This window comes from Kluyvera chengduensis, assembly GCF_044197065.1.
Taxonomy (GTDB): domain Bacteria; phylum Pseudomonadota; class Gammaproteobacteria; order Enterobacterales; family Enterobacteriaceae; genus Kluyvera; species Kluyvera ascorbata_C.
Map to the genome: position 1 here is coordinate 346,958 of NZ_JBIQOI010000001.1, position 15,331 is coordinate 362,288.

The 15,331-nt window shown below is 55.3% G+C and carries 13 protein-coding genes; 4 read left to right on the top strand and 9 right to left on the bottom strand.

Annotated elements, in window-relative coordinates; translation table 11 throughout:
* Window positions 1-54: 54 nt before the first annotated feature.
* Window positions 55-588, top strand: coding sequence for a lipocalin family protein (locus ACH1XZ_RS01580; protein WP_395594057.1), 534 nt, complete (start codon window positions 55-57; stop codon window positions 586-588).
* Here the strand turns inward: ACH1XZ_RS01580 and ACH1XZ_RS01585 are convergent.
* On the bottom strand, window positions 585-2,342 hold the full coding sequence (locus ACH1XZ_RS01585; RefSeq protein WP_395594058.1) for a DEAD/DEAH box helicase: 1,758 nt from the start codon (window positions 2,340-2,342) through the stop codon (window positions 585-587). The two genes, ACH1XZ_RS01580 and ACH1XZ_RS01585, sit on opposite strands and share 4 nt — an antisense overlap.
* A 215-nt stretch (window positions 2,343-2,557) precedes the next feature.
* Between ACH1XZ_RS01585 and rsuA the strand changes: the two genes are divergently transcribed.
* The 3 genes from rsuA to ACH1XZ_RS01600 all read left to right on the top strand — a co-directional run bounded on the left by rsuA (window position 2,558) and on the right by ACH1XZ_RS01600 (window position 5,202).
* Window positions 2,558-3,265 carry a 16S rRNA pseudouridine(516) synthase RsuA gene (gene rsuA, locus ACH1XZ_RS01590; protein WP_395594059.1) on the top strand — a complete coding sequence of 236 codons (708 nt, stop codon included), beginning with the start codon at window positions 2,558-2,560 and terminating at the stop codon, window positions 3,263-3,265.
* Between the two features lie 19 nt (window positions 3,266-3,284).
* Window positions 3,285-4,487 (top strand): Bcr/CflA family multidrug efflux MFS transporter, encoded by a 1,203-nt coding sequence (locus ACH1XZ_RS01595; protein ID WP_395594060.1) that lies wholly within the window; start codon window positions 3,285-3,287, stop codon window positions 4,485-4,487.
* Window positions 4,488-4,860: 373 nt separating this feature from the next.
* Complete coding sequence (locus ACH1XZ_RS01600) at window positions 4,861-5,202, top strand: YejG family protein (protein ID WP_395594061.1); 342 nt, start codon at window positions 4,861-4,863, stop codon at window positions 5,200-5,202.
* Window positions 5,203-5,205: 3 nt separating this feature from the next.
* Here ACH1XZ_RS01600 and yejF read toward each other — a convergent pair whose 3' ends face one another.
* The 8 genes from yejF to ACH1XZ_RS01640 form a co-directional block, all read right to left on the bottom strand.
* Window positions 5,206-6,795, bottom strand: coding sequence for a microcin C ABC transporter ATP-binding protein YejF (yejF, locus tag ACH1XZ_RS01605; RefSeq protein ID WP_395594062.1), 1,590 nt, complete (start codon window positions 6,793-6,795; stop codon window positions 5,206-5,208).
* 1 nt (window position 6,796) lies between these two features.
* Window positions 6,797-7,819: a microcin C ABC transporter permease gene (locus ACH1XZ_RS01610; RefSeq protein ID WP_395594063.1), complete on the bottom strand. Its 1,023-nt coding sequence runs from the start codon at window positions 7,817-7,819 to the stop codon at window positions 6,797-6,799.
* Between the two features lie 2 nt (window positions 7,820-7,821).
* Window positions 7,822-8,910 (bottom strand): microcin C ABC transporter permease YejB, encoded by a 1,089-nt coding sequence (locus tag ACH1XZ_RS01615; protein ID WP_248538509.1) that lies wholly within the window; start codon window positions 8,908-8,910, stop codon window positions 7,822-7,824.
* A 9-nt stretch (window positions 8,911-8,919) separates the two neighbouring features.
* Complete coding sequence (locus tag ACH1XZ_RS01620; RefSeq protein WP_395594673.1) at window positions 8,920-10,710, bottom strand: extracellular solute-binding protein; 1,791 nt, start codon at window positions 10,708-10,710, stop codon at window positions 8,920-8,922.
* 104 nt (window positions 10,711-10,814) lie between these two features.
* Window positions 10,815-12,377 (bottom strand): cyclic di-GMP phosphodiesterase, encoded by a 1,563-nt coding sequence (locus ACH1XZ_RS01625; protein ID WP_395594064.1) that lies wholly within the window; start codon window positions 12,375-12,377, stop codon window positions 10,815-10,817.
* Window positions 12,378-12,500: 123 nt separating this feature from the next.
* Window positions 12,501-13,073: a bifunctional murein DD-endopeptidase/murein LD-carboxypeptidase gene (mepS, locus tag ACH1XZ_RS01630; RefSeq protein WP_395594065.1), complete on the bottom strand. Its 573-nt coding sequence runs from the start codon at window positions 13,071-13,073 to the stop codon at window positions 12,501-12,503.
* Between the two features lie 417 nt (window positions 13,074-13,490).
* The gene (locus tag ACH1XZ_RS01635; RefSeq protein ID WP_395594674.1) at window positions 13,491-14,216 is read right to left on the bottom strand and encodes a phosphatase PAP2 family protein; all 726 of its coding nucleotides are present in this window, start codon (window positions 14,214-14,216) and stop codon (window positions 13,491-13,493) included.
* A gap of 35 nt (window positions 14,217-14,251) precedes the next feature.
* Complete coding sequence (locus ACH1XZ_RS01640) at window positions 14,252-15,229, bottom strand: CobW family GTP-binding protein (protein WP_395594066.1); 978 nt, start codon at window positions 15,227-15,229, stop codon at window positions 14,252-14,254.
* Between the last annotated feature and the right edge of the window lie 102 nt (window positions 15,230-15,331).

Here is a 15,331-nt window from a genome sequence, read left to right on the forward strand (position 1 = left end):
CGTGGGTTTTTATCCTCTACACTTAACCCATTATTGTCAAAAGGGAGAGGTCGCATGAAGCTATGGCCCGTTGTCACCGGTGTCGCTATTTCGCTGGCTCTGGTAGCCTGCCGTTCACCGACGCCGCCTAAAGGGGTGACGCCAATTAGCCACTTTGATGCCAGTCGCTATTTAGGAAAATGGTATGAAATCGCCCGTCTGGATAACCGCTTTGAGCGCGGTCTGGAGCAGGTAACCGCGACCTATGGCAAGCGCAAAGATGGCGGTATCAGCGTGTTGAACCGTGGGTTTGACCCCGCGCGGGGCGAGTGGAAAGAGAGCGAAGGGAAGGCGTACTTCACCGGCGAGCCGAGCGTTGCCGCGTTGAAGGTCTCCTTCTTTGGTCCTTTCTACGGCGGCTATAACGTTATTGCACTGGATGACGACTACCAGTACGCGCTGGTCAGCGGGCCGAACCGCGACTACCTGTGGATTTTATCGCGTACGCCAACGCTGCCGCCGCAGGTACAGCAAAACTACCTGACCATCGCCCGCGGACTGGGGTTTGCCGTCGACGACTTGTTGTGGGTGAAGCAAACGCGCGACTAGCGTAGCTCATTAGCCCGGCGATAGCGGCCTTCATAGTCGAACACTTTTTCGCGCACCTGCCAGTAGATGCCTTTTTTACGGGCAACGACAAAATCCGGTGCGCGGAGCAGCGCCTGCTGAGCGATGATATCGCCCGGCGTTATCCAGCGCAGCGGTACGCCAGGCGTGCGGGTATGCGGGCGGATAAACAGCTGCTCGAACGCCGTTTTCTGCGCGGGCGTGTGCAGGCGGAAGCGCTCACTTACGTCTGCGCCGTCTTCGTCGTAATAGGTGATTTTGAGCCAGCCGCCTTTCTCGTCCATGCCGTCCTGTAACACCATGCCGCTACAGCGCAGCACCAGCGCATCTTTCAGCTTCAGCGCGGCTTTCAACATATCGTCGGGGTCAACCAGCACCGTGTCACACTCCCGACAGCGGCGGGCGGCGATGTCATTTTCAGCATTACACTGCGGGCAGTTTTTAAAGCGGAAACGGTAGTCGCACTGCTCGCGATGGCCTTCATCATCCTCCAGCCAGCCCTGACAGCGACGGCCAAAGTGCTCAATAATGGTGCCGTCGGCGGTGGTTTTCCCCCAGAAGGTATTGGCGAAGCCGCAGCCGGGGCAGAACACCTGCACCGGCACGTTATCGCTCTTGCCTTTTGGCGAACCCACTTCCGGCGTGTAGAGGTCGTGCGGGTTTCCGGCGTAGTCGAGAATAAGGCAGTCCGTTTTCCCCGGCGCCAGGCGCAGGCCACGACCGACGATTTGCTGATACAGGCTGATGGACTCGGTAGGGCGCAGAATCGCAATCAGGTCGACGTGTGGAGCATCAAAACCGGTGGTCAGGACGGCGACGTTAACCAGATAACGGAACTGCTGATTTTTAAAGGCTTCAATCAGCTCGTCGCGCTGCGGGCCTGGCGTTTCACCGGTAATCAGCGCAGCGTCATCGGCGGGCAGCAGGCCGGTAATTTCGCGGGCGTGCTCGACGGTAGCGGCAAAAATCATCACCCCTTTGCGAGTCTCCGCGAACTCCTCAATCTGGCTGATGATATGCGGCGTAACACGCTGTTGCTGCTTGAGTTCACGGTTGAGGTCAGATTCACTGAACAGACCATTGCTGTTGGCCTGCAGGCGGCTGAAATCGTACTGCACCACGGGCATGTCCAGCCGTTCTGGCGGCGCCAGGTAGCCGTGTTTAATCATGTAGCGCAGCGGTAACTCATAGATGCAGTCGCGGAACAGCGCTTTCTCGTCGCCGCGCACCATGCCGTGGTAGTGGAACTGGTAAATCCAGCCTTTGCCCAGACGGAACGGCGTGGCCGTGAGGCCAAGCAGGCGGATGTGAGGGTTCACTTTCCCCAGATGGGTGAGGATTTGTTGGTACTGACTATCGTCGTCGTCGCTGATACGGTGGCACTCATCAACAATCAGTAACGAAAATTCGCCCTGAAAATGGTCAAGGTTCCGCGCGACGGACTGCACGCTGCCGAACACCACCTTGCCGTGGCTCTCTTTACGTTTCAGGCCGGCAGCATAAATATCGGCCTCCAGCCCCAGCGCGCAGTATTTTGCGTGGTTCTGGGCAACAAGCTCTTTAACGTGCGCCAACACCAGCACGCGGCCACGCGCTAGCCGCGCCAGCTCGGCGATAACCAGGCTTTTCCCGGCACCGGTGGGCAAAACGATCACCGCAGGTTGAGTATGACGACGGAAGTAAGCGAGGGTCGCGTCAACCGCTTCCTGCTGATAGGGGCGAAGTGTAAAAGTCATTGGCGTGATGATTGTCCTTAATAGACAAATAGTATGCCATGAATCTTTTCACTTGAGTGGGATAACAACCCCGTTATACTTACAGATTGTTATACTCCTCGTCTTTCCCGTTGTCGGTGTTTTTTGCCCGACGGTGGAAAATCCAGAGAGTAGATTACCCCATTTTTCGGACGTTTCGTCCGGCACCCGGCACTATTACAGGCTAAAAATACTTCATGCGACTTGATAAGTTTATCGCTCAGCAACTCGGCGTCAGCCGTGCTATTGCCGGGCGTTTGATCCGCGGCCACCACGTGACCATCGATGACGAAGTGGTGCGTGACACCGCATTTAAACTGCTACCAGAACACGACGTAGCCTACGAAGGCAACACGCTGACGCAGCAGAATGGCCCGCGCTATTTCATGCTGAACAAACCGCAGGGCTATGTTTGCTCCACCGAAGACCCGGATCACCCAACGGTGCTCTATTTTCTGGACGAGCCCGTGGCGTATAAGCTGCATGCCGCAGGGCGTTTAGATATTGATACCACCGGTCTGGTGCTGATGACCGATGATGGTCAGTGGTCTCACCGCATCACCTCACCGCGCCATCATTGCGAAAAAACCTACCTGGTGACGCTGGAAAACCCGGTGAGTGAAGATACCGCCGAGCAGTTCGCCAAAGGCGTACAGTTGCACAACGAAAAAGATCTCACCAAGCCTGCCGTGCTGGAAGAGATTACGCCGACCGAAGTACGTCTGACCATCAGCGAAGGCCGTTATCATCAGGTGAAACGCATGTTTGCCGCCGTGGGTAATCGCGTAGTTGGGCTGCATCGCGAACGTATTGGTGAGATTGCGCTCGACCCTGCACTGGAACCGGGCGAATACCGTCCGTTAACGGAAGAAGAAATTGCCAGCGTTGGCGCGCCCGAGCGCTAATTAATAACCGAGGTAGATTGTGACGTCCAGGCCGCGCTCGTCGTTAAAAATTGTGTTTATTCTTGGCCTCCTGGCCATGTTAATGCCGTTATCGATCGATATGTACCTTCCGGCGCTGCCGGTCATTTCGGAACAGTTTGGCGTGCCGGCAGGCAGCGCGCAGATGACCCTGAGCACCTATATTCTGGGCTTTGCGCTGGGCCAGCTGTTGTACGGCCCGATGGCGGACAGCCTTGGACGTAAGCCAGTCATTCTGGGCGGGACGCTTATCTTTGCGGCGGCGGCGGTGGCCTGTGCCATGGCGCCGACCATCGATTATCTGATTGTTACGCGTTTCTTCCACGGCCTGGCGGCCGCGGCGGCAAGCGTGGTTATCAACGCCCTGATGCGTGATATCTACCCGAAGGAAGAGTTCTCCCGCATGATGTCGTTTGTCATGCTGGTCACGACCATTGCACCATTGGTGGCACCAATGGTGGGCGGGGCGGTGCTGGTCTGGTTTAGCTGGCACGCGATCTTCTGGATCCTGGCAGCAGCGGCGCTGCTCGCTTCAGCCGCAATCTGCTTCTTTATCGATGAAACGCTGCCGGTGGAAAAACGTCAGCCGTTTCGTCTGAGCACGACGCTTGGCAACTTTGCGTCGCTGTTCCGCCACAAGCGGGTACTTTCTTACATGCTCGCCAGCGGCTTCAGCTTTGCTGCGATGTTCTCCTTCCTGAGCGCCGGTCCGTTTGTTTACATCGAGCTTAACCATGTGTCGCCGCAGCACTTCGGTTACTACTTCGCGCTGAACATTGTGTTCCTCTTTATTACCACCACGATAAATAGCCGCTTTGTCCGTCGGGTAGGGGCGCTGTGGATGTTCCGCGCCGGGCTGACGGTGCAGTTCGTCATGGCAATCTGGATGGTGGTTTGTGCGCTGCTGGGCGTCGGCTTCTGGTCGCTGGTGCTCGGCATTGCGGTGTTTGTTGGCTGCGTATCGATGGTCTCTTCCAATGCGATGGCGGTGATCCTCGACGAGTTCCCGCACATGGCGGGGACGGCATCTTCACTGGCGGGGACGTTCCGCTTCGGTATCGGAGCCATTATTGGCGCGCTGCTGTCGTTTGCGACCTTCACCACCGCCTGGCCGATGCTGATTTCCATCGCGTTCTGCGCGACCTGCTCAATTCTCTTCTACCTCTACGCCAGTAGACCCCGCAAAACCTTACGCAAATCATAATTCGGCAAGCCGGATAGGGCATTTACGCCGCTATCCGGCAACGTAAAAGCGCGCACTTATCATCCTTTCGGAGGGCGAAATGCACTCCTTTGTTGATACACATCAACAGAAATTGCATTCCTGATAGGGTGCAATGTTTCTTTTATGTAAAATCCATTTATGTAAATAGTCACATTGTTGTAGATAAAAAGGTTGCGTTAGATCACAGATACGGGTACATATAGCGCGAAAACGCATCAGTGCACCGAACTATGTCGTAAGAAGAATGTTGAATGCTGGCGTTTTTTTTCTGGATGCAGGACGATTTGTCAACAATGTGTTAATATGGATGTGAAATAATTGTGAAGCTGTCGCTTCCGGGGAAAAGAACGTAATGACATTACAGCTATCTATCGTACATCGACTGCCGCAGGACTATCGTTGGTCTGCGGGTTTTGCAGGTTCGAAGGTTGAACCGATTCCGCAAAATGGTGCGTCCAGCGACAATACGCTGGTGGCGCTCAAATTGCTGAGCCCGGACGGCGATAGCGCCTGGCCGGTGATGCATTCCCTTAGCCAGGCGTTAACCGATATCTCCGTTGATTGCTCAGTGCTTGAGTGCGAAGGGGAGCCGTGCCTGTTTGTGAAACGTCAGGATGAGTTTGCGGCGACCTGTCGCCTGAAAAATTTCGGCGTTGCTATCGCCGAGCCGTTCTCAGGTAATAACCCATTCTAACCGTCAGCTCAGCGCAATGAGCTGACGCGTGTATTCCTGCTGCGGTGCTGAAAAGACGCGCCTGCATTCCCCTTGCTCGACCACTTCTCCCTGCCGCAATACCATCACCTGGTGGCACAACGAACGCACAACGTGCAGATCGTGGCTGATAAAGATATAGGTCAGCCGATGTTTTTCCTGTAATGCCTTAAGCAGCGTCAGAATTTGCGCCTGAACGGTGCGATCGAGCGAGGACGTGGGTTCGTCCAGCACGATGAGCTCAGGCTGCAGGATAAGCGACCGCGCGATAGCGATACGCTGACGCTGGCCGCCGGAAAAGGCCGACGGGTAGCGCTGTCGGGTTTCGGGATCGAGCCCCACTTCTCGCATCGCGTCAATCACCTTCCGTTCACGTTCCGCCGCGTTCAGCGAAGGGTGGTGTACTCGCAACCCTTCTTCGATAATTTGCTGAGCAGTCAGCCGTGGGTTAAGCGACGAGTTGGGATCCTGGAATACCACCTGGATGCGACGACGCAGCGGCAGCATCTGCTGACGGCTACGCCCCTGAATCACCTCGCCGGCAAAGCGAATATCACCCTCAGAGCTGATAAGACGCAACAGCGCCAGCCCGGTGGTGCTTTTACCGGAGCCGGACTCGCCGACCAATCCCAACGTTTCCCCTTTGCGCAGGGTAAAACTCAAATTGTTAACCACCTTATTGTGGCTGACGACCCGCCGCAAAATGCCCTTGCGGATGGGAAACGCCACGCTGAGACGGTTGACCTCAAGCAACGGTACGGCATCCTGCGGCAAAGGCACCGGGTCGCCTGTGGGCTCGCTGTCCAGCAGTTTGCGGGTGTAAGCATGCTGCGGCGCGGCGAAAAGCGCGGTGGCGCTGTTCTGCTCCACGCAGCGGCCCTGCTGCATGACCGCGACCCGGTCGGCCAGCTTGCGGACGATACTGAGGTTATGGGTGATAAACAGCAGCCCCATATTGAGCTCGGTACGAAGCTCTCTCAGTAACTGCAGGATTTGTGCCTGTACCGACACATCGAGCGCGGTGGTGGGTTCATCGGCAATCAAGAGTTCCGGGCGTGTCAGTAGCGCCATGGCAATCATCACCCGCTGGCGCTCGCCGCCAGAGAGCTGATGCGGATAGTCAGCCAGCCTTTTGGCCGCGTTGCGGATGCCCACGCGGTCAAGACAGTCGAGGATCTCCCCGCGCGCGGCCTCTTTACGCATTCCCCGGTGCAAGGAGAGCACTTCATAAAGCTGCTTTTCCAGATTATGTAGCGGGTTCAGCGACACCATGGGCTCCTGGAAAATCATCGCAATACGGTTACCGCGCACGCCGCGCAGCGTCTGCGGGCTGGCGTGCAGCAATGATTCCCCGGCAAAGCGGATATCGCCAGTAGGGTAGCTGACCGGCGGCTCTGGCAGCAGGCGAAGAATCGACAGCGCGGTGACGCTTTTTCCCGAACCTGACTCTCCGACCAGCGCCAGCGTCTCACCGGCATTCAATGACAGCGACAGCCGATCAACGACGGTGGTGGCGATGCCCTGCTGGTGGAAGGCAATAGAGAGGCTGTCGATTTCCAGAAGTGGTTGCTGCATCTTATACCGCCTTAGAAGGATCGAAGGCGTCGCGCACCGCCTCGCCGATGAAAATCAGCAATGAGAGCAGCACGGCGACGCAGAGAAACGCGGCGATCCCAAGCCAGGGGGCCTGTAGATTGTTCTTGCCCTGAAGCAGCAGTTCACCGAGTGACGGTGAGCCGAGCGGCAGACCAAATCCGAGGAAATCGAGCGAGGTGAGGGTGGTAATCGAACTACACAGAATAAACGGAATAAAGGTCAGCGTAGCAACCATGGCGTTGGGCAGCATATGGCGCAGGATAATACTGCGGTCGCCCACCCCAAGCGCCTGCGCGGCGCGAATATAGTCGTAGTTGCGGGTACGTAAGAATTCCGCGCGCACCACGCCAACCAGCGACATCCAGCCGAACAGCACGGTAATCGCCAGCAGCCACCAGAAATTAGGCTGTACCACGCTTGAAAGCAGGATAATCAAAAACAGCGTTGGCATCCCTGACCACACTTCGATAAACCGCTGTCCCCAAAGATCGATACGCCCGCCGTAGTAGCCCTGAACCGCGCCGACAATAACGCCCATCACGCTGGAACAGACGGTCAGGATCAGCCCAAACAGCAGCGAGATGCGGGTGCCGTAGAGAATACGCGCCAGCACGTCACGACCGTTAGCATCGGTACCGAGCCAGTTTTGCCGCGACGGCGGGGAAGGGAAGGGGACGTCGGTGCTGAAGTTAATGCTGCTGGCACCGAAGCGGATAGGTGTCCATAGTACCCAGCCGTTTTTTTCCAGCCGCTGCTGGAGCCACGGGTCCTGATAATCCGCGGCGGTGGCGAATTCTCCGCCGAAGGTTTTTTCGCTGTAGTTTTTGACTACCGGCACATACAGGCTGCCCTGGTAGCTCACCAGCAGCGGGCGGTCGTTGGCGATAAGCTCTGCGCCGAGGCTACAGATGAAAATAACGAGGAAAATCCACAGCGACCAGAAGCCGCGTCGGTTGTGACAAAAACGTGCCCAGCGGGCCTGATTGACGGCGTTTAACGTCATGGTTAGCGGCCCTCAAAATCAATGCGTGGGTCTACCAGCGTGTAGCTGATATCGCTGACGATATTCATCAGCAGGCCAATCAGGGTGAAAATATAGAGCGTGCCGAACATCACCGGGTAGTCGCGTGATACGGTAGCTTCATAACCCAGCAGCCCCAGCCCGTTCAGGGAGAACATCACCTCGATAAGCAGCGAGCCGGTAAAGAACATGCTGATAAACGTCGCCGGGAAGCCCGCTATCACCAGCAGCATGGCGTTACGAAAGATATGCTTCCAGAGGATCTGCTTTTCACCGACCCCTTTTGCCCGTGCGGTAACCACGTACTGTTTGCGGATCTCATCGAGAAACGAGTTTTTAGTCAGCATGGTCAGCGCGGCGAAACCGCCGATCACCGTCGCCAGTACCGGCAGGGTGATATGCCAGAGATAGTCGGTGATTTTCTGGTACCACGGCAGGGTGTCAAAGTTGGCGGACACCAGCCCGCGCAGGGGGAATATGTCGTAATAGCTGCCACCGGCAAAGAAGACGATCAGTACAATCGCGAAAAGAAATGCCGGGATGGCATAGCCGATAATAATGCCCGTACTGCTCCAGATATCAAAACGGCTGCCGTTGTACACCGCTTTGCGAATGCCCAGCGGTATCGAAACCAGATAGATAATCAGCGTGCTCCAGAGCCCGAGCGTAATAGAAACGGGAAGGCTCTCTTTCATGAGCTGCATGACCGAAGCGTTGCGAAATAGGCTATTGCCAAAATCAAAGCGCAGATAGTCGCCCAGCATTTTGAAATAGCGCTCGTGCAGCGGTTTATCGAATCCGTAGCGATGGGTAATTTCGGCGATGACCTCTGGGTCAAGCCCGCGCCCTCCGCGATACTGGCTTTCCGCAATATTGCCCACGCCCGCGCGTGCCTGCGTGCGCTCCATCCCGCCGCCGCCGGGTAATCCCCCCTGATGACCGAACTCAACCGCCGCAATCGCCTGGTCAACCGGGCCACCTGGCGCTATCTGTACGATAAAAAAGTTGAGCGTGATGATGGCCCACAGCGTGGGGATGATAAGCAATAGTCGACGAATCAGATAGGCGCCCATGTTCTCTCCTTAGCGTCGGGAAGCGGGTAACTTCGCCGCTTTGTTCACGTTGTACCACCATGTGTCGAAGCCGGGCGCATCCGTGCCGGAGGCATAAAGCGGGTGTACGCTGGGGTAGGAAAACTTATCCCAATAGGCCGTTCGGCTGCCGGACATATACCACATCGGCAACATGTAATAGTTCCAGGTCAGCACCCGGTCGAGGGCGCGTCCTAGCGGCAGCAGTTTCTGCTTGTTGCCCTGCCAGCGGATTATCTGGTTGATCAGGCTGTCGATGGCCGGGCTGGCGACGCCGGGCGAGTTGTAGGAGGAGTTGATGTACTCTGATGACCAGGAGATTTGCAGGTCTGAGCTTGGCCACGGCATCGCCCGCCATAGGCGCGGCATCATGTCATAGTCACGCTTACGCATGCGGTTGGTAATCTGCGAAATATCGACCTGGCGGATATCCATCTTCACGCCCAGACGCTGTAGATTACGCTGGAAGGGCATCACCCACTGATCGTTACCGCCGGAGGGGAGCAGCAGTTCAAAGCGCAGCGGCTGGCCGGTTTTCGCATTCACCCGCTGCTGGCCCTTCAGCACCCAGCCGGCATCGGTAAGCAGATTGCCTGCTTTTAACAGATTGTCGCGGTCAAAACCGTGGCCGTCAGAAGTGGCTGGTTGATAAATCGAGGTGAAGACTTCTGGCGGCAGTTCGCTTTTTAGCGGTGCCAGCAGCGTCAGCTCATCGGCATCAGGGTAGCCGCGTGCGGCGTATTCGGTATTCTGGAAATAGCTGTTGGCGCGGCTGTAGGCGTTGTAAAACAGCGCCTTGTTCATCCATTCAAAATCAAAGGCCATGCTGACCGCCTCGCGTACCCGTCGGTCTGTAAAGACCGGGCGCTGGATGTTAAAGGCCAGCCAGCGGGTGTCCTGCGCGGCATTATTCTTTTGTTCATCCTTAACGATATAGCCGCTGGCGAAGTTTTTGCCGATGTAGCGCGTGGCCCAGTTTTTGGCGCTGCTCTCGGTGCGTACGTCGTAGGCTCCGGCTTTGAAAGCCTCAAAGGCAACGTTGTCATCGAGATAATAGTCGTAGCGAATGGTGTCGAAGTTCCAGCGTCCACGGTTTACCGGCAGGTCCGCGCCCCAGTAATCTTTTACCCGCTGGTAGACGATGTATTGCCCCATACGCCAGTCGCTAATGCGATAAGGGCCGCTTGCCAGCGGTGGCGTGCTGAGCGGCTCGCTAAGGTTATGATCCTTCCAGAACTTCTCCGGCAAGATTGGCAGGGTAAAAAGGCTCAGCATATCCTCTTTACCCGGCTTCGCGAGCTCAATGCGCACCGTCAGCGGGGCGATAGCCTTGACGGTCGTGCCTTTATAGACCAGACGAAACTGCGGCACGCCTTCGGTCATAAACTTATTGAAGGTGAAGGCCACGTCGCGGGCGGTAATCGGGCTGCCGTCGTGAAAACGGGCGCGTGGGTTGATGGTGAGCTCTACCCAGGAGTAGTCGTCGGCATAGCGTGCCCGGTCGGCAACGAGCGGGTAGTAACTGCCCGGTTCGTCATCGGAAGTGGTGAACAGGGCGTCATACAGGGAATCGGTGCGAACGGCCGCGTTTCCCCGCAGCGCAAAGCGGTTAAAGTTATCGAAGGTGCCAAGTGCGGCAAGCGTCACGCTGCCACCCTTCGGTGCCGCAGGATTGACGTAATCAAAGTGGTTGAAGTCGACGGCGTATTTAGGCTCACCGATAACCGCAAACGCGTAGCTCTCTTTGATGGTCTGCGCCTGCAATGACAGGCTGAACAGCATCAGCAGGGGTATAAAGACGCGCGCTACGATCACGATAAGGCTACCCCGCATGGAAAAGTATTGATTGAAAAAGGCTTTTATCCTTGAATCTTAAATGACCTTGCTTAACTTGTGAAATACTTTGCCGGCTTACGATATTCCACAATCAGCTGTTGCAGCGTGAGCGGGCGGCTTATCAGGTAGCCTTGCAGGAAGTCGACGCCGTGATCGCGCAGCCAGGCCGCCTGCTCTTCGGTTTCAACGCCTTCGGCCACGGTGACCAGGTTCAGACGATGGGTCAGGGTGAGTACGGCATCCAGTACTGGTGAGGTAATCGTCTCACGGCCGATGGCGTTGACAAAACCACGGTCGATTTTCAGGTAGTCGAGAGTAAAGCGTTCAAGATAGATAAGCGCGCTGTGCCCGGTGCCGAAATCATCAATAGCGATCTCGATACCTTCACCGCGTAGCCAGGCAAACAGGTTCATCGCCCGTTCCTGATTCAGCATATCGCGCTCGGTTATCTCCAGCACAATCTGGAAATAGTTATCCGGCAGGCTTGCCGCCAGATGACGGATATCGTGCTGGAAGCTCTCGGCGTGCAGATGGCTGGGTGCGATGTTGATACCAAGCTTAGCACCCGGCGGCAGAAGGTCTTTCAGCACCTGCGCATCGCGGGCAATCAGTTCGAATAGATGATGGGTGAGGGGAACAATTAAATCCTGCGCTTCGGCGTAACTGATGAACGCATCGGGTGGAATATTCCCGACCGTTGGATGCGACCAGCGCATAAGTGCCTCTACGCCAGTAATCTGGCGGTTTTTCGCGTCCACTACCGGCTGATAAACTACATAGAACTGTCGATGTTTAATTGCGGCAAGGATCTCTTTTCCAGGGCGTGAGCGAATCGCCAGAATATAGAGGCAGAGCAGGCCGCCAATCAGGCCACACGTCAGCCCGAGCAGGAGAGAATAGAGCGAATTATCGGTACTGAGCGCGTTGCTGTAGAGATAGATCTCCAGCGGGACGCCTTTTATCTTTACGTGACGAACGGCGGTATCGGGTATCTGGTCGAGCGTAAGGGGTTTGCTACTGAAGGTGGAAATAGCCGTTTTGCCGTTGACGACCAGCGCGACGCCGTTATAGGGACTTTGCTTAGAGGAATAAAGTACCCAGGGCATCAGGTTGGCGTTAATGGAGGCAAAGATGCCGCGATTTTCCAGCAGCGGGCTTTTGACCCACAGCACGAATGCTGGGGTGGTTGGCATCATTGGCGTGCCGGAGACGATCCCCATTACATGTGATTTTGTGAGATCGAGATCCGGCACCAGTTCCTTGAGCCCCAGCGACATCGGACCGGTGGCGGAAGAGCAGTAAGCAATGTGATCTTTAACCAGCAGAAAGGCGCGTACGTTCATGCTAAACGCCGCGCGTTCGGTGAGTTCCGAAGAGACCGCTTTGCAGGGATCCATGGTGAGCGGTTGCAGGGAGTCTATGGTGACCAGTATCTGGTTAAAGTAGTTGTCCAGGTAGTTTTGCAGGCTGGAGATGGTGTTATCGAACTGGGCCGCACGACGATGGTGAAAGATAGAATACTGTGCCAATCCTGCAGCAAGGGCAATGAGCAGGCCGACGACAACGCTAGTCAGAACAATGCGGCGGTTAATTAATGAGTGACGAGTAAACATGCAACTTCTCTATGCTACGGAACTCTAAAGAAAAGAATACTGATTAAGCATAAAAAAAGCACTGCCGGAGCAGTGCTTTTTTTATGCTTACCGTCAGCCAAGGGAAACCGACGGTAAACGACATTACGAACGACTCAGGACGCGGCGAGCTTCGTTGTAACGTTTATTCCAGTACGGTTCGTTCATGCTGGAAATGGTCACACCGCTGCTGGTGGAAGCATGAACAAACTGGTTGTTGCCGATGTAGATACCGACATGGCGGCCAGTAGAGCCCGCGCGGAACAATACTAAATCACCGGTTCGGAGCTGGCTGCGTTTAACGGATTTACCCGTTTCCTGCTGCTCCCAGGTGGAGCGCGGCAGCTCTAAGCCAAACTGTTCGCGGAAGGTACGCTGCACAAAGCTGGAGCAGTCGATACCACGCTTGGTGTCGCCGCCCAAGCGGTAACGAACACCTTTCCATCCTGCGTATTGATCCATCAGACGGGACTTCACGTCGAGGTTACGCACCATGGTTTCAAATTCATCCTGAGAGGCTTGCAGTGACGAGGCATCTTCGGTGCCCACTGCATGCGTCTCAGAATGCATGTTCTTAGCGGTGTTACTTGTGTTACTACAGGCAGAAAGCAGAACCGCAACTGCTACTGCTGGAATCGCTCGCAAGATATATCTCAAAATCGGCTGAGATTTGACCATTTTCGTTGTTTTCCCTTGAAGTCCTTAACGATGGAGTCGTTATAAAAAATGCCAAACGCGTCTGAGACTAAATACACGCAATCAATGAGACAATTCTTTGAATTCAGTTTTGTGGCATAGCGCACAAAGTTTTATTTGAGAACCGAATAATTGCTCTTTGAAACGACAAACGCAAATGAGATTACCTTAACGAAAGCGGCATTGCGAGCGCTTTTGGCTGATTTTTTATAAGAAATAGTGATACACAAAGTTAAAAATTGTGAATGGGCAAAATTACGGCATTTATGAATAAAAAGTGGGCAACTCATTCATTATAAAAATGAATATTGTGACGAGAAGATGACCGTTGCGGTAAGCGATTAAAAAAAGAAAAGAGGGTGAATACCCTCTTTCTGGAATATCAGATGAATTGGTTATTTAATGCGCCGATTTTGCTTTGGTCAAATTGGGCAAATTTCGCTCGAATAGGGCAATCACATTATCGCTTAATGACGTCATCAGAACCCATGGCGCGCCAATCAGTACTGCAGTTAACGAGCCGACGGCAATATCGGTGAACCAGTGAGCGCCAATCATCACGCGCGGGAAGGCAAAAACCACAAAAATGACCAGCGAAATAAGAAACGCGTTACGGCCGAAATAACGCCACATGAAGGTCGCGAATATCAGCAGCATCATTCCGTGGTCGCCCGGGAAACTGTCCCGCGAACCGTCTTTGGTCGAGAAGTCGATAAAGTCGCTAACGCGGTGTACGCCCGGCACAGAGAGCGACGGGCTACTGCGGGTCACCGGCATCAGGTGCTGCGCTAACTGGTTAATAATCACCGCGGCCAGCAGCATCACCAGGCCGATAATCACAATACGGCGACGACCCGCCGTCGTTTCTTTCAGCCAGAAGCTCAGCATCAGGCAACCCATGGCCAGCAGCGAGCAGCCGTCGAACGCGCGGTTATTAATAATGGCTAAGAACCAGGCGTAACCCAGATTATCTGCGTTTAAACCCTGGTTAAAGGCGTGAAAAATAGCGAGGTCAGCAACGGACCAGAATCCGTGGTTGGCCGGCAGAAACCAGGAGAGAAATAACGCCACACCGGCAGCGTTAAGTAGAAGAATCAGGGGAAAACGTGTACGCATCTTAGTCATCATCGCAATTAGTCTCGGCTGAAACCTTAGCGGTTTCACCCTAAACGAAGTTTCAACAGCGCCGTTTGTAGTGGATTCCAGTCGGTTTGCGCATCGTTTATCAACTCAATACGGCTGTCTGGTGGCGCAACATTCTGCGTTTCTATGTGCAGGTCTGCGCCCTGGCGGTTAATGCGCACCAGCCCTTCAGGAATGCGCATGACCGCCTTCAAACGAGTGACAGGCGCCAGACGTGCCCACTCCAGCAGGCCGATGGTGTCAAATGCGGTATCGGCATCAAAAATCCAGCCGCAGGCAAAGTAGCCCTGTCCCTCATTGACGCTGCGGCGCCAGCGTTGGTGCTCCGGCAGGCTCAGCGCGCCAAGCCCCTTATTTGATGGGTGGGAGTGGGAATGCGCGGCGCTGGCTTTCAGTTCCACGGTGTTGCTACGGGGCTTATCCAGCAGGGCAATATCAATATTGCCCTGGGTGGCTTCAACGTGCAGGCGCTCGGCGCCATTGCGTTGCCACCAGTTGGTCATCGCGTGCTGGCTTTCCGGGGTCGCGCGGTCTGCCTTGTTGCTCACGATAATATCGGCCGCCGCGAGCTGATCGCGGAAGTTTTCGTTAGTGGCGATTTTTTCGTCCAGCAGCTGACGCGGGTCCATGACGCACAGGGTGGCGCGCAGGTCGATCCACGGCTCGTAAACCGGAGCGGTGAGCAAGTCGAGGATCTGCTTAGGATGACCGAGGCCAGTAGGTTCAATCAGCAGACGATCTGGCTTTCCCTGACGCAGCAGCGTATTCAGGCCGACCTGCATCGGCAGCCCGTTAACGCAGCACATACAGCCGCCGGGGATCTCTTTTAACAGCGCGCCGCTGTCGGCAAGCAAAGCGCCATCAATGCCGACTTCGCCAAACTCGTTGACCAGAACGGCCCATTTTTCATCGGCGGGTTTATTGGCGAGCAGATGTAGAATTGAAGTGGTTTTCCCGCTGCCGAGAAAGCCGGTGATCAGATTGGTTTTAGTCACGAAAACTCCGCCGAGGACATAGTGAGAGTGTTAACTGGATCACTTTATCCTGGCGAAGCTGGGTCAAAAAGAGAAGTGTTAAGGCGGGCCAATCCGCAGTTA